Source organism: Streptomyces sp. MNU76 (genome assembly GCF_020982545.1).
GTDB lineage: Bacteria > Actinomycetota > Actinomycetes > Streptomycetales > Streptomycetaceae > Streptomyces.
On sequence record NZ_JAJKLK010000003.1, the window covers coordinates 863,330 to 882,123 of the forward strand.

Annotated in this window: 16 protein-coding genes; 4 read left to right on the forward strand and 12 right to left on the reverse strand. The window is 71.2% G+C overall.

Annotated features, from left to right (window positions below; translation table 11 throughout):
* The first annotated feature begins 31 nt into the window (after positions 1–31).
* From E4N62_RS10185 to E4N62_RS10195, 3 genes are all read left to right on the forward strand, one after another.
* A complete protein-coding gene (locus E4N62_RS10185; protein WP_230214077.1) occupies positions 32–1,996 on the forward strand; it encodes a heavy metal translocating P-type ATPase in 1,965 nt (654 codons plus the stop codon).
* Positions 1,997–2,161: 165 nt separating this feature from the next.
* Positions 2,162–3,718 carry an AlkA N-terminal domain-containing protein gene (locus E4N62_RS10190; RefSeq protein ID WP_308184887.1) on the forward strand — a complete coding sequence of 519 codons (1,557 nt, stop codon included), beginning with the start codon at positions 2,162–2,164 and terminating at the stop codon, positions 3,716–3,718.
* Positions 3,667–4,158 (forward strand): methylated-DNA--[protein]-cysteine S-methyltransferase, encoded by a 492-nt coding sequence (locus tag E4N62_RS10195; RefSeq protein ID WP_184901392.1) that lies wholly within the window; start codon positions 3,667–3,669, stop codon positions 4,156–4,158. Before E4N62_RS10190 ends, E4N62_RS10195 begins: the two co-directional genes overlap by 52 nt.
* Positions 4,159–4,179: 21 nt before the next feature.
* Here E4N62_RS10195 and E4N62_RS10200 read toward each other — a convergent pair whose 3' ends face one another.
* The 4 genes from E4N62_RS10200 to E4N62_RS10215 all read right to left on the reverse strand — a co-directional run bounded on the left by E4N62_RS10200 (position 4,180) and on the right by E4N62_RS10215 (position 9,492).
* Positions 4,180–4,914 carry a Sir2 family NAD-dependent protein deacetylase gene (locus E4N62_RS10200; protein ID WP_230213605.1) on the reverse strand — a complete coding sequence of 245 codons (735 nt, stop codon included), beginning with the start codon at positions 4,912–4,914 and terminating at the stop codon, positions 4,180–4,182.
* A gap of 60 nt (positions 4,915–4,974) precedes the next feature.
* Positions 4,975–7,230 carry a PQQ-binding-like beta-propeller repeat protein gene (locus E4N62_RS10205; protein WP_308184947.1) on the reverse strand — a complete coding sequence of 752 codons (2,256 nt, stop codon included), beginning with the start codon at positions 7,228–7,230 and terminating at the stop codon, positions 4,975–4,977.
* Between the two features lie 608 nt (positions 7,231–7,838).
* Positions 7,839–8,330: an NUDIX hydrolase gene (locus E4N62_RS10210; RefSeq protein WP_230213606.1), complete on the reverse strand. Its 492-nt coding sequence runs from the start codon at positions 8,328–8,330 to the stop codon at positions 7,839–7,841.
* 64 nt (positions 8,331–8,394) lie between these two features.
* Positions 8,395–9,492 carry an ADP-ribosylglycohydrolase family protein gene (locus E4N62_RS10215; RefSeq protein WP_230213607.1) on the reverse strand — a complete coding sequence of 366 codons (1,098 nt, stop codon included), beginning with the start codon at positions 9,490–9,492 and terminating at the stop codon, positions 8,395–8,397.
* A 324-nt stretch (positions 9,493–9,816) separates the two neighbouring features.
* Here E4N62_RS10215 and E4N62_RS10220 point away from each other — a divergent pair, with 324 nt between their 5' ends.
* The gene (locus E4N62_RS10220) at positions 9,817–10,935 is read left to right on the forward strand and encodes a glycerate kinase (RefSeq protein ID WP_230214079.1); all 1,119 of its coding nucleotides are present in this window, start codon (positions 9,817–9,819) and stop codon (positions 10,933–10,935) included.
* Between the two features lie 3 nt (positions 10,936–10,938).
* Here the strand turns inward: E4N62_RS10220 and E4N62_RS48635 are convergent, their stop codons facing one another.
* From E4N62_RS48635 to E4N62_RS10255, 8 genes are all read right to left on the reverse strand, one after another.
* On the reverse strand, positions 10,939–11,712 hold the full coding sequence (locus E4N62_RS48635) for an alpha/beta hydrolase (RefSeq protein ID WP_308184888.1): 774 nt from the start codon (positions 11,710–11,712) through the stop codon (positions 10,939–10,941).
* Entirely contained in the window at positions 11,709–12,137 is a 429-nt protein-coding gene (locus E4N62_RS48640; RefSeq protein ID WP_308184889.1) for a hypothetical protein, read from the reverse strand. The genes E4N62_RS48635 and E4N62_RS48640 overlap by 4 nt, the downstream gene beginning before the upstream one ends.
* 210 nt (positions 12,138–12,347) lie before the next feature.
* Positions 12,348–13,169 carry a CDP-diacylglycerol--serine O-phosphatidyltransferase gene (gene pssA / locus E4N62_RS10230; protein ID WP_184903917.1) on the reverse strand — a complete coding sequence of 274 codons (822 nt, stop codon included), beginning with the start codon at positions 13,167–13,169 and terminating at the stop codon, positions 12,348–12,350.
* 40 nt (positions 13,170–13,209) lie between these two features.
* Positions 13,210–13,866, reverse strand: coding sequence for a phosphatidylserine decarboxylase (locus tag E4N62_RS10235; RefSeq protein ID WP_078531507.1), 657 nt, complete (start codon positions 13,864–13,866; stop codon positions 13,210–13,212).
* A gap of 191 nt (positions 13,867–14,057) precedes the next feature.
* Positions 14,058–15,263: an acyl-CoA dehydrogenase family protein gene (locus E4N62_RS10240; protein WP_184901404.1), complete on the reverse strand. Its 1,206-nt coding sequence runs from the start codon at positions 15,261–15,263 to the stop codon at positions 14,058–14,060.
* Between the two features lie 2 nt (positions 15,264–15,265).
* Entirely contained in the window at positions 15,266–15,778 is a 513-nt protein-coding gene (locus tag E4N62_RS10245) for a MaoC family dehydratase (RefSeq protein ID WP_230213608.1), read from the reverse strand.
* Between the two features lie 4 nt (positions 15,779–15,782).
* Positions 15,783–16,742, reverse strand: coding sequence for a CoA ester lyase (locus tag E4N62_RS10250; protein ID WP_230213609.1), 960 nt, complete (start codon positions 16,740–16,742; stop codon positions 15,783–15,785).
* A complete protein-coding gene (locus tag E4N62_RS10255) occupies positions 16,739–18,787 on the reverse strand; it encodes a protein meaA (RefSeq protein ID WP_230213610.1) in 2,049 nt (682 codons plus the stop codon). The genes E4N62_RS10250 and E4N62_RS10255 overlap by 4 nt, the downstream gene beginning before the upstream one ends.
* Positions 18,788–18,794: the final 7 nt, after the last annotated feature.

Here is an 18,794-nt window from a genome sequence, read left to right on the forward strand (position 1 = left end):
AAGGCATGAATGAGTCTTCATGTGTTCCTGTATGGTGGCCCGCGTGTCTGCCACCCTCACCCCCACCCCGGTCCGCCGTCCGTCCACGTCGACGGCTCCCCGCCGCAGCACCCGCGTCCTCGCCCTTCCCGAGGCCCGCTGGGCGCTGGCGTCCACCCTCGCCTTCCTGCTCGCGTTCCCGCTGGACCTGGCCGGGGCCTCCGCCTGGCTGTACGGCCCGCTCTACGCGATCGCCTACGCGGCCGGCGGCTGGGAGCCCGCCCTCGAAGGGCTGCGGGCACTGCGCGAGAAGAGCCTCGACGTCGACCTGCTGATGATCGTGGCGGCGCTGGGCGCGGCCGCGATCGGCCAGGTCCTCGACGGGGCCCTGCTGATCGTCATCTTCGCCACCTCCGGTGCCCTGGAGGCCCTCGCCACCGCCCGCACCGCCGACTCCGTACGGGGTCTGCTCGACCTCGCGCCCACCACGGCCACCCGCCTGTCGCCGGACGGCACCGCCGAGGAGACCGTGCCGACGGACCGACTCGCCGTCGGTGACGTGGTGCTGGTCCGCCCCGGCGAGCGCATCGGTGCCGACGGGCTGGTCGTTGCGGGGGAGAGCGAGGCCGACCAGGCCACCATCACCGGGGAACCGCTGCCGGTCCCCAAGGCCCCGGGCGACGAGGTCTTCGCGGGCACCCTCAACGGCACGGGAGCGCTGCGCGTCCGCGTCGCGCGTGACCCGGCCGACTCCGTGATCGCCCGCATCGTGAGCCTGGTCGAGGAGGCCTCCCGCACCAAGGCGCCGACCCAGCTCTTCATCGAGAAGGTCGAACAGCGGTACGCCGTCGGTGTCGTCGTCGCCACCCTCGCCGTCTTCGGTGTCCCCCTGGCCTTCGGCGAGGACCTCACGGCCGCGCTGCTCCGCGCCATGACCTTCATGATCGTCGCCTCGCCCTGCGCGGTGGTCCTCGCCACCATGCCGCCGCTGCTCTCCGCCATCGCCAACGCCGGCCGCCACGGTGTCCTCGTGAAGTCCGCCGTCGCGATGGAGCGGCTGGGCGAGATCGACGCCGTCGCGCTCGACAAGACCGGCACGCTCACCGAGGGCACGCCCGAGGTCGTCGCCGTACGACCGCTGCCGGGCTCCGGGCTCGACGAGGACGGACTGCTGGCGCTGGCCGCGGCCGCCGAGTACCCGAGCGAACACCCGCTGGCCCGCGCGGTGGTGGCCGCCGCCGGGGCGCGGGGACTGCGGCCGGCCGCCGCCGAGGACTTCGTGGCCACGCCGGGCCGAGGCGTCCGGGCGACCGTCGAGGGACACGCGGTGACCGTGGGGCGGGCGGGGGAGCACGGCGGCGACGGCGACGAGGCCGCCGTGGACGCAGCGGTCGCCCCAGGGACGACCGTTCTCGTCGAGCGGGACGGGGCCGCCGTCGGAACGCTCACCCTGGCCGACCGGTTGCGCCACGACGCGCCCGCCGCGGTGGGCGCACTGACCGTCCTGACCGCTGGGTCGCCGGTCCTGCTCACCGGGGACAACGCCCGTGCCGCCGCCCAGGTCGCGGCGGACACCGGGATCGACGACGTGCGGGCCGAGCTGTTGCCGCAGGGCAAGGTGGAGGCCGTGCGGGAGCTGCAGGGCGGGGGCGCGCGGGTCCTGTTCGTCGGGGACGGGGTCAACGACGCGCCCGCGCTCGCCGCCGCGCACGCCGGTGTCGCCATGGGCCGGGCCGGCTCCGATCTCGCGTTGGAGACCGCGGACGCGGTGGTGGTGCGCGACGAGCTGGGCGCGATCCCGGCGGTGGTGCGGCTGTCGCGGGCGGCCCGGCGGCTGGTGGTGCAGAACCTGGTGATCGCGGGGGTCTGCATCGCGGTGCTGGTGGTGTGGGACCTGGTGGGTCATCTGCCGCTGCCCCTCGGGGTGGCGGGACACGAGGGGTCCACGGTGCTGGTGGGGTTGAACGGCCTGCGGTTGCTGCGGGAAGCCGCGTGGCGGAGGGCCGCGGACGCCTGAGGGGGAGGGGCGTCCCGTCGCGTGGCGGCTGCGGGCGCGTCGTGGCCGTGGCGCAGTTCCCCGTGCCCTTGAGGGCGGCATGGGCTTCCGGAGGTCGCAGGTCACCCCACGCCGATGTCGGATTTCCGCCAGCCCTGCCCCCTCTCCCTCCCCGATGCTTGAGTCATGCGGAACGGGATGTACGCGGATACGGAACGATGTGTGCGGGCCGTGCGGTCGAAGGACGCGCGGTTCGACGGATGGTTCTTCACGGCGGTGGTGACCACGCGGATCTACTGCCGGCCCAGCTGCCCGGTGGTACCGCCCAAGGCGGAGAACATGACCTTCTACCCGAGTGCGGCGGCCTGTCAGCAGGCCGGGTTCCGGGCCTGCAAGCGGTGCCGGCCGGACACGAGCCCGGGGTCACCGGAGTGGGACCAGCGGGCGGACCTCGTGGCGCGGGCGATGCGGCTGGTCGGGGACGGCGTCGTGGACCGGGAGGGCGTGCCGGGACTGGCACGGCGGCTCGGCTACAGCGCCCGGCAGGTCGAGCGGCAGCTGCTGGCCGAGCTGGGCGCGGGCCCGCTGGCCCTCGCCCGGGCGCAGCGGGCGCAGACCGCGCGGCTGCTGATCGAGACGACCGCGCTGCCGATGGCGGAGATCGCGTTCGCCGCCGGGTTCGGGTCGATCCGGACGTTCAACGACACCGTCCGGGAGGTCTTCGCGCTGGCGCCCGGCGCCCTGCGCGAGCGGGCGACGCGGTCGGCCCGGCAGCGCTCCGACTCCGCGGGCACATCAGGGGCGTTGAGCCTCCGGCTGCCGTTCAGGGCCCCGCTCAACCCCGACAACCTCTTCGGACACCTCGCCGCGACCGCCGTACCCGGGGTGGAGGAGTGGCGCGACGGCGCGTACCGGCGCACGCTCCGGCTGCCGTACGGTCACGGCGTCGTCGCCCTCACGCCGGAGCCCGACCACATCGCCTGCCGGCTCTCCCTCGGCGATCTGCGGGACCTGCCCGTCGCCATCAGCCGCTGTCGCCGCATGCTCGATCTGGACGCCGACCCGGTCGCCGTCGACGAGCAACTGCGCACCGATCCCGTACTCGCGCCGCTGGTGGACAAGGCGCCGGGGCGCCGGGTGCCACGGACCGTCGACGAGGCCGAGTTCGCCGTACGGGCGGTGCTCGGCCAGCAGGTCTCCACGGCCGCCGCCCGGACCCACGCGGCCCGGCTGGTGGTCGCGCACGGTGAACCTGTCGACGACCCGGAAGGGGGCCTGACCCATCTCTTCCCGTCCCCCGAGTCGCTGGCGGCCGTCGATCCCGAGACCCTCGCGATGCCGCGCACCCGACGGACCACCTTCACCACCCTGGTCGGGCAACTCGCCGACGGAACACTGCACCTGGGCGTCGACAGCGACTGGGCCGAGACCCGTGACCGGCTCCTCGCGCTGCCCGGTTTCGGTCCCTGGACCGTCGAGGTCATCGCCATGCGCGCGCTCGGTGACCCGGACGCCTTCCTCGCCGGGGACCTCGGCATCCGGCGTGCGGCACGGGAGTTGGGCCTGCCGGCCACCCCGGCGGCCCTCGCCGCCCGGGCCGAGGCCTGGCGGCCGTGGCGGGCGTACGCGGTCCAGTACCTCTGGGCGACGGACAGCCACCCCATCAACTTTCTTCCTGTAGAGGACAGTTCATGCAGCAGCAGAAGCGGCACACCGTCGTCGACAGCCCCTACGGCCCCCTGACCCTCGTCGCCGACGACGGTGCCCTGTGCGGCCTCTACATGACCGAACAACGCCATCGCCCGCCGCAGGAGAGCTTCGGCGCACGCGACGACACGGCCTTCGCCGAACCACGGGAACAGCTGGAGGCCTATTTCGCGGGTGAGTTGAAGGTGTTCACCCTCGAACTCCGGCTGCGGGGGACCCCGTTCCAACGCCAGGTCTGGGAGCAGCTCGCCCGGATCCCCTACGGCGAGACCCGTTCGTACGGCGAACTCGCGGGCGCCCTGGGCAATCCCAAGGCGTCCCGCGCGGTCGGTCTGGCCAACGGCAAGAACCCCGTGGGCATCATCGTCCCCTGCCATCGTGTGGTCGGCTCCGACGGCAGCCTCACCGGATACGGCGGCGGCACGGAGCGCAAGCAGCGCCTGCTGGACTTCGAACGGGGCGCGGCCCTCTTCTGAGGGGCCGGGCCCACGGGTCCCTCAGTCGCTCGCCTCGCGGATGCCTCGCAGCACCTCCGGCAACGCCGTTCCGATCGGCTCCCGTACGATCTCGTCCGCCCGCTCGTCGTACGGGGTCGGCTCGGCGTTGACGATGATCAGACGGGCCCCGTGGTCGGCGGCGACGCCCGCGAGCCCGGCGGCGGGCTGTACCTGGAGGCTGCTGCCGACGGCGATGAAGATCTGGCAGGCCTTGCTGATCGCGACGGCCTCGCCGAGGACCACCGGGTCGAGGCGCTCGCCGAACATGACGGTGGCGGACTTCAGCACGCCCCCGCACTTCAGGCACGGCGGGTCGTCCTCACCGGCCTCGACCCGGGCGAGCGCGTCCTCCATCGGCATCCGGGCGTGGCAGCCGACGCACACCACGGACCGCACGGAGCCGTGCAGTTCCAGGACCTTGCGGGCGGGCATCCCGGCCAGCTGGTGCAGCCCGTCCACGTTCTGTGTGATCACCCGCACCGGCACCCCGGACTGCTCCAGCTCCGCCACCGCCCGGTGCGCCACGTTCGGATCGGCCTGGAGTGTCCGGTTCCGCCGCCGCATCTGCCACGAACGCCGGCGGATCTCCGGGTCACCCATGTAGTACTCGTACGTCACCAGCTTCTCGGCCTCCGGATCGCGCCGCCACAGCCCGTTGGGGCCCCGGTAGTCGGGGATGCCGGAGTCGGTGGAGATGCCTGCGCCACTGAGGAGGGCGACGAGGGGCTTGTTCATGGGGCGAGCGTAGGTGGGCCCCGTGGCCTGGGCGAGCGGATACAGGCGTGGCGTGGCGGGTCAGGGGGCGGGCAGGCCGTATGTGCGGTCGTAGTGCTGGGCGACCAGGACACCGCTGTGGTCGCAGGCGAGCTGCCAGTCGTTCACGCCGGTCTCCAGGCCGTCCGTGAAGTTCCACAGCAGCCGGCCCTTGTCGGCGCCGATCGCGTAGAAGCCGTTCTTGTTCTTGTAGGCGGGGACGTAGACCGCTTCGGGGCCCGCCGTGATCGGCTGGTCGATGTTGAGGCGCGGGGTGGGGCAGAACCAACGGCGGGTGCCGGTACCGGCGTTGAACGCGTACACGCCGGCGGGGTCCGTGCCGGTGACGTAGACGGTGTTGCCGTAGCCGCCGAGGGAGGCGAACATGCCGCGCTCGGGCTTCACCCGCCAGCGGAGTCTGCCGTCGTTGAGGTCCAGGGCCTTGAGTTCCTGGCCGACGGCGAACACCGTGCGGTTGACGACGGCGAGCCCCGGCCGCAGGTCGTAGCCGACCGGATGCCGCCACAGGACGCCGGAGCTGTCGGTGTCCCGGACCGTGACGTTGCGCAGTCCGTCGGCGTAGACGAAGTAGCCGGGGAGGATGACCGGCGCCAGCTTGATGCCGACGTCCTCCGGGCTGATGGGGATGACCTCGGCGCGGCGGGCCGCGAAATCCACCCCGAACACCGTCTCCGTGGACGTCGCCACGCCCTGCTCGACGGACTCGCGCCGGAGCCGCACGCCGATGATGGAGACGGCACGGTCGTCGGTGGCGCCGAGCAGGGTGGTGAAGCGGAAGTCCGGCCCGAAGTCGATGGTGAAACGCTCCGTTCCGTCGACCGGGTCGACCCCGATCACCGTCGCGCCCTCACCGAGCGCGACCGCGGCGTCGAAGGCCAGCACGGCCGGGGTGGGCGACTGGCTGATGCCCTCGTAGACCCACTTGGGCCGGGTGCCGTCCTTGAGGTCCAGACAGACCAGGTCACCCGGGCGGGTCTTCACCAGGGCCGTGCCGTCCTTGAAGGTGGCGGGCGCCTGGAGCAGCGGCCCGCTCCGGTAGGTCCACAGCGGCTTCGGCGCCGGGCCCGCGGGCTCCGCGGACGGTACCGTCGGCTTCTCCCGGCGGCTGAGCACCAGGCCGGCGCCGACCGCGGCCGCGGCGGAACCCGCCGACAGGGTGAGGACGGTGCGCCGCGACGGACCCGGGCGCGGTACGGCACGGCGGTGCCCGGTGGCGCGGTACGGCTCGGGCTCCTCGGGAGCGGCACCGGGCTCCGCGCCGTCGACGGCCGCGGCTGGGGCCGAGGGCTCGCGGCCGGTCCGGCCCGCGCCGTCGACGGCCCCGCTGTGCCCGCCGTCCCCGTCGGCCGACGGCACCTCGGCCGCCCGGTCCCCGGAGCCGTCGTACAGGCCGCCGGAGCCGCCGGACGCGTACGTCGACGCGGTGTCCGCGACGCCGGGCGCCTCGTCCCGCTCGAAGTCGTACGCGGCCCGCTCCCGCCGCGTGTCGTACACCGCCCGATCGGGTCGCGGTGCATAGGCGTGACGTTCCTGCTGGAAGTCGTACGCGGCCCGCTCCCGTTCGGTCTCGGTGGAGCGGTAGGCGACCGGGCCGTTCGGCCCGGTCTCCAGGGTCTGCACCGCCGCCGCGCGGAGGGCGACCGAGGAGGCCACCGACGGAGGCAGCCAGCCGTCGTCCGCCAGTTGCTCCACACCGCCGGGCGCGCAGGCGGCGGCCAGCTTGTCCGGGGTGATCCGCAGCCGTGGGTCCTTGGTGAGACAGAGGTTGATGATCTTGTCGAGAGGCTCGGGTACTCCGGTCAGATCCGGTGCGCTGTGCACCACCTGGTAGAGGAGCGTGGCCGCGGCGCTGCCGCTGAACGGGGCGTGCCCGGACGCGGCGAACGTGAGCACCGAGCCCAGCGAGAAGACGTCCCCCTCGGGGCCCAGCGGCTCGCCCGTGGCCTGCTCGGGGCACATGTACTCGAAGGAGCCGAAGAGCGCGCCGGAGCGGGTGAGGTCGTAGCCGTCGCTCGCCCGGACGATGCCGAAGTCGATCACGCGCGGACCGTCGGCGGCGAGCAGCACGTTGGAGGGCTTCAGGTCGCGGTGCACCAGTCCGGCCGCCTGCACCGAGATCAGGGCCTCGGCGATGCCGGCGCCCAGCACGAGCACCGACTCCACCGGCAGGGGCCCGTGCGCGGCGACCGCCTCGGCCAGGGTGGGCCCGGCGATGTAGTCGGTGGCCAGCCAGGGGTGGGGGCCTCGGGGTCGGCGTCCACCACGGGCGCGGTGTATCTGCCGCCGACCGCCCCCGCCGCCTCCACCTCGCGGCGGAAGCGGATACGGAAGTTCTTGTCTCCCATCAGCTCGGGCCGGATGGCCTTGACCGCGACGGTCCGCCCCTGCGGGGAGCGCGCCAGATAGACCCGCCCCATCCCTCCTGCGCCGAGCCGTGCCACGAGACGGTAGGGACCTAGCTCCTCGGGATCGTCTGAGCCCAGTGGTTCCATGACCTCAGCTGCCTGTTCGGTGAGGACGGGCGAGAAACGGCCCGCAGGTGGGGGAAGACCGACTGCCCCGGGCGGCTCCCGGTGACCGTTCCCCCAAAGGCTCCGGATCTCCCGGCGCCACGGCCGCGCCCGGGCCGCCGGTCACGGGTGTCCCGAGTGCTGCCCCGGCCACCGAGCGGGGCGACGAGGCGCGATCGCTCGGACGGGGCTGACGTCAGCCTAGAGGCTGGAGTGACGAGCGGGCAGCGTTTTCAGCCAGCGCTTTAAACTTCTATTAAGTGGAAGGTTCACCCACTTCACGTTCTGTACAAGGCGTGTTGACGTGACGTCAGCTGACTCCTGTCAACGGCGGACGGTGACCGAGCGACACCGCGGTGGCCGGTCCTCGACGGTTCAGGCCACCCGCTCGCCGTTCTCCAGCTCGACCGCCCCCGTGCCCTCCGTCAGCGCGTCCAGGGCGGCCAGCACCCGTCGGCCGAGCGGTCCCAGGAGGTACCCGGGGAGTTCGGCGCGCGGGACGAGCCGCCACGACAGCAGCTCCCCCTCCTGCAACCGGATCCGCTTCAGATCGTCCTCGTCCAGCACCCCGCCGTCGTACACGTACGCCACCAGCGGCGGCCGGCCCGCCCCGCGCACCCAGTCCACGGCGAGCAACCGCCCCGGCTCGACGTCCAGCCCGATCTCCTCCAGGGTCTCGCGCCGTGCCCCCTGCCGCGGGCCCTCGCCGTCGTCCGACTCGATCGTCCCGCCCGGAAGCGCCCATCCCTCACGGTAGTTGGGCTCGACGAGCAGCACGCGCCCCTCGGCGTCACGGAAGATCGCGGCGGCACCGGCGAGGACACGGGGCAGGCTCGCGATGTACGCGGCGAAGTCCTGAGTGGTCATCCGCCCAGGGTAGACGGCCCGCGACGGCGGGAAATCGGCGCTCGGGGAGCGGAAGGACCGGCGCTCAGGGGCCGAAGGCCCCGGCCAACCGCACCGTGCGCTCCGCGAGTTCGCTGATGCGCACCCCGTCGAAGCCGAACACGGCGCTGCGTACGGTGTCCTCCAACGGGTCCTTCCAGCGCTCCGGGATCGCCGCCGCCCCGCACAGCACACCCGCCACCGACCCGGCGGTGGCCCCGTTGGAGTCGGTGTCCAGGCCGCCTCGGACGGTCAGCGCGAGGGTGCGGGTGAAGTCGCCCTCGCCGTAGAGCAGCCCGGCCGTGAGCACGGCGGCGTTCGGCACCACGTGGATCCAGCCGAGCCCGGACGTCTCCTCGCCCACCGTCGTGAGCGTCTCCTCCCAGGCCAGTCCGGCCTCGTACAGCGACACGACCCGCCGCACCGTCCGCGCCAGCCGGCTGCTCGCCGGGACCACCGCCAGCGCCTCGTCCAGCGCGGCCCGCGCCCCCGTCGCCGTGAACGCCGCCGCGATCAGCGCCGCCGCCCACATCGACCCGTACACGCCGTTGCCGGTGTGCGACAGCACCGCGTCGCGCCGGGCCAGCGAGGCAGCACGCCGGGGCAGGCCGGGGGAGGTCCAGCCGAAGACGTCGGCGCGGATCAGGGCGCCGATCCACTCCTGGTACGGGTTGTCGTAGGTCGCCGTCAGCGGCGGCTTCAGCCCGTTCGCGAGGTTCCGGTACGCCACCCGCTCCGCCGTGAACGTCTGGAGATACGGCAGCCGCAGCAGCCACAGGTCACCGAGCTGCTCGGTGCTGAAATCGAAGCCGTGCGTCTCCAGCAGGTGCAGCCCGAGGATCGCGTAGTCCACGTCGTCGTCGCGGCAGCTGCCGTGGATCCGCCCGCGCACGCACTCGCGCCACTCCGGCCGCAGCGCGAGCCCGTCGCTCTCGGTGGGCGGTTCCGGGAGGTAGTCGGTGAGCGGCAGGGCACCGGCCAGCCGTAGATAGCGGTCGATGCGCGCCCGTGTCCACACCTCCCCCTGCTCCACCGGCTTCCCGAGCATGTTCCCCGCGATCCGGCCCAGCCAGCCCCCGAGCACACGGTCGGCGAGCTCGGCGCCGACCGGGGGCGCGAGGGAGGTGGTGGTCGTGGGCGTCATGTCCGAAGGTCTACCCGATTCCGCCCGATTCCGCGCACGCAGGCCCGGCGGGGCTCGCGCGGTGTCCGCCGGCGGTGTCCGGCGGACGGTCTTCGGTGGACGGCGGACGGTGTTCGGTGGGCGGGACGGGGCATGACGTACCGGGGCCGGGGCGGTTAGGGTCACAGCGGCGCGACTGCCTTGACGTGCGCAAGGCCCGACGAGCGAGGGGAACGCAAGGTGGCGAACGCCGCGATGGACGGGATCGACACGTCCGGCGACAGGGACATGCCTGGCGACACAGGCACGGGCACGGCCGACGGCACGGGCACGGCCGTCCCGCGGGTGCTGATCGCCGCGGACAAGTTCAAGGGCACGCTGACGGCCGTCCAGGTCGCCGAGCGGGTCACGGCGGGCCTGCGCCGGGTCCTGCCCGACCTGGAGGTCGAGGCGCTGCCGGTCGCCGACGGCGGCGACGGCACGGTGGCCGCGGCGGTCGCGGCCGGTTTCGAGCGCCGCGAGGTACGGGTCGCGGGGCCGCTCGGTGAGCCCGTCACCGCCGCCTACGCGCTGCGCGCTGACACGGCTGTCGTGGAGATGGCCGAGGCGAGCGGCCTGCAACGGCTCCCCGCCGGGGTCTTCGCACCGCTCACGGCCTCCACGTACGGCTCCGGGGAGCTCTTGCGCGCCGCGCTCGACGCGGGCGCCCGCACGATCGTGTTCGGTGTCGGCGGCAGCGCCACGACGGACGGCGGCGCCGGCATGCTGGCCGCGCTCGGGGCGCGCTTCCTGGACGCGGCGGGGGAGCCCGTCGGGCCCGGCGGCGGAGGCCTGCGCGACCTGGTGACGGCGGACCTGTCGGGCCTCGACGAGCGGCTCACGTCGGTCGACCTCGTCCTGGCGAGCGACGTCGACAACCCGCTGACGGGGCCGAAGGGCGCCCCGGCCGTGTACGGCCCGCAGAAGGGCGCGAGCCCCGAGGACGTGGCGACGCTGGACGCGGCCCTGACGCACTTCGCGGCCGTCCTGGAGAAGACGGTCGGGCCGCGCGCCGCCGAGCACGCCCTCGCCCCGGGCGCGGGCGCCGCGGGCGGCATCGGCTACGGCGCCCTCGTCCTCGGTGCCCGCTTCCGGCCCGGCATCGAGGTGATGCTCGACGTGCTGGGCTTCGCGGCGGCGCTGTCGAAGGCCACGCTCGTCATCACCGGCGAGGGCTCCCTCGACGAGCAGACCCTGCACGGCAAGGCCCCGGCGGGGGTCGCGGCGGCCGCCCGCGCCGCCGGCAAGGAGGTCGTGGCGGTCTGCGGACGCCTGGCCCTGCCACCGGAGGCCCTGGGCCGGGCCGGCATCCGCAGGGCGTACCCCCTGACGGAGGCCGAGCCGGACGTGGAGCGGTGTCTGGCGGATCCGGGGCCGATCCTGGAACGGGTGGCCGAGGGGATCGGCCGGGACTTCCTGACCTGACGGCTAGAGCATCGGGATCAGATTGCCGTCCAGTTCCCTGAAGTAGCTGCCGCTGCCGAGGCCCTCGACCTTGCCGTTCTTGAGCCAGTGCTTCGAGAAGCGGTGGATGGCCTCGGCAGTGGTCTCCCAGACGAGGGAGTGGCCCGAACCCTCGAAGCAGAACATCAGCTTCTTCGACCCCGCGATGGCCTTGTACAGGGCCGGCACGGAGAAGTTCAGATCGTCCGGCATCGGCGTCGGAGTGTTGGCCGTCCGGTCGTTCTGTCCGTAGAGGATGAGCACGGGTACACGGCCACCGAGGACGTACTTGTTCTGGTGCATGAGCGGCACGGTGTGGTTGTTCCAGCCCCACCAGTAGGTGTTGCGGTACCGCAGGACGCCCTCCGGCTCGCCGCCGTTCACCCTACGGCCCCACTTGCTGCCTTCGTGGTCGTCCCGCATACAGGCCTCCCACGCCAGCTCGTCGATGCCGGGCTCCCAGAGGGCGGCGGGACCGCTCAGCGAGGCCTTGAACCCCGACTTGCTGGCGACGTGCATCGGGAAACCGGGCCGAGGCAGCTGCGCGGCCTCGGCCGGACGCCCGAAGGGTTCGTCGACCTGCTCCGACCAGCGCCCCTTCGGCGGGAACATCGGGGCGAGCAGGAAGAGGCTCCTGACGTCGTCGGGGTTCTGGAGCGCGTAGGGGCCCATCACGAACGCGGCCGCGGACCAGCCCACGAAGTGGATCGGCTTGTCCGCGTCGGGACGGCTCCTGATGAAGTCGACGACCCTCTTCACCTCGGCCCATTCGCTCTCCGAGTTGCCCAGCTGGTAGGGGTACGGGGGTGGCGGAGTGCACGGTTCCGGCAGGGGTTGGGGACGAGCACGGGCGCCTGCTGGGCGGGATTGGCGTTGCACGGCACGTCCATCATCGGGCGGGGTGACCGTCCGGAACCCTGGAGGTCCATGATGAAGACGTCGAACCCGGCCTTCGCCAGTTCCTGTGCCCAGCTGTACCGGATCGGGTTGTCGCCGGGCACCGGTGCGAGGTCGAAGCCGGGGAGTGCCGGCACGCTCCTGCCGTGCAGCATCAGCACCGGCTCGCGGTTGTGCCCGTGGGTGCCGTCGTACTCCCGGACGGGCAGCTGCACCTCGATGTCCTCGTTCGCCGGGATCTTCGAGACGTGCCTCACCCTGTGCTCTTCGAGTTCGTACGAGGTCATGCTCTTCTCCTGACGCTTGACGCTCGAAAGGGGTCAACTGATGTGAAATCCCCCCTTTCCACCGTCCGCCTCTTCCTCACCCCCAGCAACTGGAGCCCCACACGAGGTAGTTGACCCCTCAAGGGCAAACCCCGACGCCCTTGAACGCGAAACGGGTGTGGCCCGAGCCGTATCGGCTCGGGCCACACCCCTCAGTGCTGGAGCGGAGCGTCAGGGCAGCTGGGTCGCCCGTGCCTCGCGCCGGTTGTCGCGGAAGTTGTTCACCCGGCGGGCCGTGGCGAACAGCGGGATGACCGCGCCCATGACGAGCTGCAGCGCGCAGCCGGTCTGGAGGAGGAGCTGGCCGCCGGGGGCGTCGAAGGCCCAGGCCGCCAGGAGGCCCATCGCGAGGACGATCCAGGTGAGCACCGCGCCCGCGAGGGGACCCCGCGGCTTCGGGTACTCGACGCGGCTCACCATCAGCCAGGCGACACCGACGATGGCCAGGAGTGTCGCCACGAAGGGCAGCTCCAGCAGCACGATCGAGATGACCGTCAGCGCGCCGAACGGCGACGGCATGCCCTGGAAGGTGCCGTCCTTCACCGTCACGCAGGAGAATCTCGCGAGCCTCAGCACCACGGCCAGCAGCACGACGATCGCCCCCACCGCCGCCACCCGCTGGTGCGCGTCGTCCGCGACCATGCCGTAGACGAGGACGAAGTACGCCGGCGCGAGGCCGAAGCTGATGAGGTCGGAGAGGTTGTCCAGCTCCGCGCCCATCGGCGAGGAGCGGAGCTTGCGCGCCACCAGCCCGTCGAACAGGTCGAAGATCGCCGCGCACAGCATCAGGATCACGGCCGTGGCCGCGCTGTGCCGGGCCATGCCCGACTCCTGGCTACCGGTGAGGTGCGGGATCAGGATGCCCGTGGTGGTGAAGTACACCGCCATGAAGCCGCACGTGGCGTTGCCGAGGGTGAGCGTGTCCGCTATCGACAGGCGGAGCGACAGCGGCATCTCCTCCGCGTCGTCCTCCACCTCGTCGACTTCGGGCACCCAGCCCGTCGCGGCCGTCTGGCCGGGTTGGGTCTCCGGATCAATCACGGTCAATGCGAGTCACCCCAGCCACGGTCTTCTGGCCCACCTCGACGTCGATCTCCACACCCTCGGGCAGGTAGATGTCGACGCGGGAACCGAAGCGGATCAGCCCGATCCGGTCACCCTGCTCGACCTTGGTGCCCTCGGGGATGTATGGAACGATACGGCGAGCCACGGCGCCGGCGATCTGGATCATCTCGATGTCACCGAGTTCGGTGTCGAAGTGCCAGACGACGCGCTCGTTGTTCTCGCTCTCCTTGTTGAACGCCGGTACGAACCCACCCGGGATGTGCTCCACGGACGTCACCGTGCCGGAGAGCGGCGCGCGGTTGACGTGGACGTTGAGCGGGCTCATGAAGATCGCGACGCGGGTGCGGCCGTCCTTCCACGGCATGATGCTCTGCACCACTCCGTCGGCGGGCGAGATGACCCGGCCCTGGGCGATCTCACGCTCGGGGTCGCGGAAGAACCACAGCATGCCCGCCGCCAGCGCGGTGGCGGGTACGGCCACGGCCCGGGCAGCGCCGGAGCGGCGCGAACGGGCGAGGCTGAGTGCTGCGGTGGCGACGGTCGGGAGAAGCCACGGCGATGCTCCGCGCGCAAGACGTACGCCTGCCAGGCTGTCGCGTGGTGCAGAGGTTTGGCTGTGGGGCATGGATGACCTTCGTAGCGGATGATGCCGCGCGGTGACTGGGGACGGCGGCTTTCACGGGATCGTACCGGTCGCGGACCGCAACTGGGCAAGCCAGGAAGCCGAGTCGACGGCCGAAGAGTACTGACGGGGTGTGATCTTCTTCTCGAAGAAAACACCCCGAACCAGACATCCGACCCCGGACCAACCGCGTACTAGCCCTGGAATCGATACTCTTCGAGCAGCCGACGACCGATGATCATTTTCTGGATTTCGGCGGTACCTTCGCCGATCAGCAGCATCGGCGCCTCGCGGTAGAGACGCTCGATCTCGTACTCCTTGGAGAAGCCGTAACCGCCGTGGATCCGGAAAGCGTCCTCGACGACTTCCTTGCAGTATTCGGAGGCGAGGTACTTCGCCATCCCTGCTTCGAGGTCGTTTCGTTCGCCCGAGTCCTTTTTGCGTGCTGCGTTGACCATCATGGCATGCGCGGCCTCGACCTTGGTAGCCATCTCGGCCAGCTTGAACTGGATCGCCTGGTGCTGGGCGATCTGCTTGCCGAAAGTGTGGCGCTGCTGGGCGTACTGGACACCGAGTTCGAATGCACGCTGAGCGACACCGCAGCCACGTGCGGCCACATTCACCCGGCCGACCTCGACGCCGTCCATCATTTGGTAAAACCCCCGGCCGGTGGTGCCGCCGAGTACACGATTGGCCGGAATGCGCAGTCCGTCCATGATGAGCTCGGTCGTGTCGACGCCCTTGTAGCCCATCTTGTCGATCTTCCCGGGAATGGTGAGGCCCGGGCGGACCTCTCCGAAGCCGGGCTCCTTCTCGACGAGGAAGGTCGTCATCGACTTGTGGGGCGCCGTGCCCTCGGGGTGTCCTTCGTCACTTCGGACGAGAACGGCGACCAGTGTTGACGTTCCGCCGTTCGTCAGCCACATCTTCTGACCGTTCAGGACATACTCGTCGCCGTCCTTGACCGCCTTCGATGTGATCGCCGACACATCGGAACCGAGCCCCGGCTCCGACATCGAGAAGGCGCCGCGGACGTCACCGGCCGCCATCCTCGGCAGGAAGTGGTCCTTCTGCTCCTGCGTGCCGTGCTGCTTGAGCATGTACGCCACGATGAAGTGCGTGTTGATGATCCCGGACACGGACATCCAGCCCCGGGCGATCTCCTCCACGCACAGCGCGTACGTGAGGAGGGACTCGCCCAGACCGCCGTACTCCTCGGGGATCATCAGGCCGAACAGGCCCAGCTCCTTGAGCCCGTCGACGATCTGCTGCGGGTACTCGTCCCGGTGCTCCAGCTCGGTCGCGACCGGGATGATCTCCTTGTCCACGAAGTCACGGACGGTGGAGAGGATCTCCCGCTGGACGTCCGTGAGGCCGTGGGTCTGGGCGAGTCGTGCCATGGCTACTTCTCCTGCTCCCTGAGCTCGGGGCGGCCCGGCTGCTCGCCGCCGCGCTCCTTGATGTAGGTCTCGGTGGGCACCATGACCTTGCGACGGAAGACACAGACCAGCGTGCCGTCCTGCTTGTAGCCCTTGGTCTCCACGTACACGATGCCGCGGTCGTTCTTCGACTTCGACGGCCACTTGTCGAGCACGGTCGTCTGGCCGTAGATCGTGTCGCCGTGGAAGGTCGGCGCCACGTGCCGCAGCGACTCGATCTCCAGGTTGGCGATCGCCTTGCCGGAGACGTCCGGCACGGACAGGCCCAGCAGCAGCGAGTAGATGTAGTTCCCGACGACGACGTTCTTGCCGAAGTCCGTCGTCTTCTCCGCATAGTTCGTGTCCATGTGGAGCGGGTGGTGGTTCATGGTGAGGAGACAGAACAGGTGGTCGTCGTACTCCGTGACCGTCTTGCCCGGCCAGTGCTTGTACGTCGCCCCGACCTCGAACTCCTCGTAGGTGCGTCCGAACTGCATGGCCTCACGCCTCCGGGATCTCGAACTTGCTGGTGCGCTGCATGCCGGCGGCGCGTCCCTTGCCGGAGATGACCAGTGCCATCTTGCGGCTGGCCTCGTCGATCATCTCGTCGCCGAGCATCGCCGAGCCCTTCTTGCCGCCCGCCTCGGAGGTGTAGTAGTCGTACGCGTCCAGGATCAGCTCGGCGTGGTCGTAGTCCTCCTGCGAGGGCGAGAAGATCTCGTTCGACGCCTCGACCTGACCGGGGTGCAGCACCCACTTGCCGTCGAAGCCGAGGGCGGCGGCGCGCTGGGCGACCTCGCGGTAGCCGTCGACGTTGCGGATCTGCAGGTAGGGGCCGTCGATCGCCTGGAGGTCGTTGGCGCGGGCGGCCATCAGGATCTTCATCAGGATGTAGTGGTAGGCGTCCGCCGGGTAGCCGGGCGGCTGCTCGCCCACGACCAGCGTCTTCATGTTGATGGAGGCCATGAAGTCGGCCGGGCCGAAGATGATCGTCTCCACGCGCGGGGAGGCCGTCGCGATCTCGTTGACGTTGTTCAGGCCCTGCGCGTTCTCGATCTGCGCCTCGATGCCGATCCTGCCGACCTCGAAGCCCATGGTCTTCTCGATCTGCGTCAGCAGGAGGTCGAGGGCGACGACCTGCTGGGCCGTCTGCACCTTCGGCAGCATGATGCAGTCGAGGTTCTGCCCGGCACCCTCCACGACGGTCACGACATCGCGGTACGTCCACTCCGTCGTCCAGTCGTTGACCCGCACGACCCGCGTCTTGCCGGTCCAGTCGCCCTCGTTCAGGAACTTGACGATGGTGTGCCGCGCCTCGGGCTTGGCGAGGGGGGCGCAGGCGTCCTCCAGGTCGAGGAAGACCTGGTCCGCCGGGAGCCCCTGCGCCTTCTCCAGGAAGCGGGGGTTGCTTCCGGGGACCGCGAGGCACGAGCGGCGCGGACGCAGACGGTTGACGGTCATGCGGGGACCTCCAGGGGGTCGAGCTTGTTGGCCTTGCGGATCTCGTCGACGATACGGCCGATGATCCCGGTGATGTCGAAGTCCTTCGGGGTGAACACGGCGGCCACTCCGGCGGCCCTGAGCCGGTCCGCGTCGGCGTTCGGGATGATCCCGCCGGCGATCACCGGGATGTCGCCGGCCCCCGCCTCCCGCAGCCGCTCCAGCACGTCCGGGACGAGCTGGGCGTGCGAGCCGGAGAGGATGGAGAGCCCGACCGCGTGCACGTCCTCGGCGAGGGACGCGTCCACGATCTGCTCCGGGGTGAGCCGGATGCCCTGGTAGACCACCTCGAAGCCCGCGTCACGGGCCCGCACGGCGATCTGCTCGGCCCCGTTGGAGTGCCCGTCCAGACCCGGCTTGCCGACCAGGAAGCGGAGCTTGCCGACGCCCAGGTCCTTCGCCGTCAGCTCCACCTTGCGGCGGACCTCCGCCATGGCCGAGCCCTCCTCGGCGGAGACGGCCACCGGAGCCGACGAGACACCGGTCGGCGCCCGGAACTCGCCGAACACCTCGCGCAGGGCCCCGGCCCATTCGCCGGTCGTGACCCCGGCGCGGGCGCACTCCAGGGTGGCCTCCATGAGGTTGTCGGTGCCCTTCGCGGCCTCCTTCAGCCGCTCCAGCGCCTTGCACGGGCGCGGGTGGTTGAAGGGTGGCTGGTAACGGGTGTCGCGCCAGTTCCGGAGCGACTCGATCACCCGCGCCTCGACCGCCGGGTCGACCGTCTGGATCGCCGCGTCCAGGTCGGCGGTCAGCGGGTTCGGCTCCGTCGACTCGTAGATGTTGACGCCGACGATCTTCTCCTCGCCGGACTCGATCCGGGCCCGGCGCTCGGCGTGCGAGGAGACCAGCTGCGACTTCAGGTAGCCGGACTCGACGGCGGCCATCGCGCCGCCCATCTCCTGGATCCGCTCGATCTCGGCGAAGGACGCCTCGACCAGCTCGGCCACCTTCGCCTCGATGACATGGGAGCCCTCGAAGATGTCCTCGTACTCCAGCAGGTCGCTCTCGTGCGCCAGCACCTGCTGGATGCGCAGCGACCACTGCTGGTCCCAGGGCCGGGGCAGGCCCAGTGCCTCGTTCCAGGCCGGCAGCTGCACCGCCCTGGCCCGCGCGTCCTTGGAGAGCGTCACGGCCAGCATCTCCAGCACGATCCGCTGGACGTTGTTCTCCGGCTGCGCCTCGGTCAGCCCGAGGGAGTTGACCTGGACGCCGTACCGGAAGCGCCGCTGCTTGGGGTTCTCGATGCCGTACCGCTCACGGGTGATCCGGTCCCAGATGCGGCCGAAGGCGCGCATCTTGCACATCTCCTCGACGAAGCGGACACCCGCGTTCACGAAGAAGGAGATGCGAGCGACGACATCACCCATGCGCTCCTCGGGCACCTGGCCGGAGTCGCGCACGGCGTCGAGGACCGCGATCGCCGTGGACATCGCGTACGCGATCTCCTGCACCGGCGTGGCCCCGGCCTCCTGCAGGTGGTAGCTGCAGATGTTGATCGGGTTCCACTTCGGGATGTGGGAGACCGTGTACGCGATCATGTCCGTCGTCAGCCGGAGCGAGGGTCCCGGCGGGAACACATGGGTGCCCCGCGACAGGTACTCCTTGACGATGTCGTTCTGGGTCGTGCCCTGGAGCCGGGTGATGTCCGCGCCCTGCTCCTCGGCGACGACCTGGTAGAGCGCCAGCAGCCACATGGCGGTGGCGTTGATGGTCATCGAGGTGTTCATCTGCTCCAGGGGGATGTCCTGGAACAGCCTGCGCATGTCACCGAGATGGGCCACCGGGACGCCGACCCGGCCGACCTCGCCGCGGGCGAGGATGTGGTCGGAGTCGTAGCCGGTCTGGGTCGGCAGGTCGAAGGCGACCGACAGACCCGTCTGCCCCTTGGCGAGGTTGCGCCGGTACAGCTCGTTGGACGCCTCGGCCGTGGAGTGGCCGGCGTACGTGCGCATGAGCCACGGCCGGTCCTTGGCTTGCCTGCCCTCGGCGGGCTGACGCTCGCTCATCGTGGAC

Bases quoted from the DNA above. Each gene is read 5' to 3' on its own strand.
- E4N62_RS10240 (WP_184901404.1), bottom strand. From the start codon at position 15,263: ATGGCACGACTCGCCCAGACCCACGGCCTCACGGACGTCCAGCGGGAG.
- E4N62_RS48640 (WP_308184889.1), bottom strand. From the start codon at position 12,137: ATGACCTCGTACGAACTCGAAGAGCACAGGGTGAGGCACGTCTCGAAG.
- E4N62_RS10195 (WP_184901392.1), top strand. From the start codon at position 3,667: ATGCAGCAGCAGAAGCGGCACACCGTCGTCGACAGCCCCTACGGCCCC.
- E4N62_RS10255 (WP_230213610.1), bottom strand. From the start codon at position 18,787: ATGAGCGAGCGTCAGCCCGCCGAGGGCAGGCAAGCCAAGGACCGGCCG.
- E4N62_RS10200 (WP_230213605.1), bottom strand. From the start codon at position 4,914: ATGAACAAGCCCCTCGTCGCCCTCCTCAGTGGCGCAGGCATCTCCACC.
- E4N62_RS10250 (WP_230213609.1), bottom strand. From the start codon at position 16,742: ATGACCGTCAACCGTCTGCGTCCGCGCCGCTCGTGCCTCGCGGTCCCC.
- E4N62_RS10210 (WP_230213606.1), bottom strand. From the start codon at position 8,330: ATGACCACTCAGGACTTCGCCGCGTACATCGCGAGCCTGCCCCGTGTC.
- E4N62_RS10215 (WP_230213607.1), bottom strand. From the start codon at position 9,492: ATGACGCCCACGACCACCACCTCCCTCGCGCCCCCGGTCGGCGCCGAG.
- E4N62_RS10190 (WP_308184887.1), top strand. From the start codon at position 2,162: ATGCGGAACGGGATGTACGCGGATACGGAACGATGTGTGCGGGCCGTG.
- E4N62_RS10185 (WP_230214077.1), top strand. From the start codon at position 32: ATGGTGGCCCGCGTGTCTGCCACCCTCACCCCCACCCCGGTCCGCCGT.
- E4N62_RS10235 (WP_078531507.1), bottom strand. From the start codon at position 13,866: ATGCCCCACAGCCAAACCTCTGCACCACGCGACAGCCTGGCAGGCGTA.
- E4N62_RS10245 (WP_230213608.1), bottom strand. From the start codon at position 15,778: ATGCAGTTCGGACGCACCTACGAGGAGTTCGAGGTCGGGGCGACGTAC.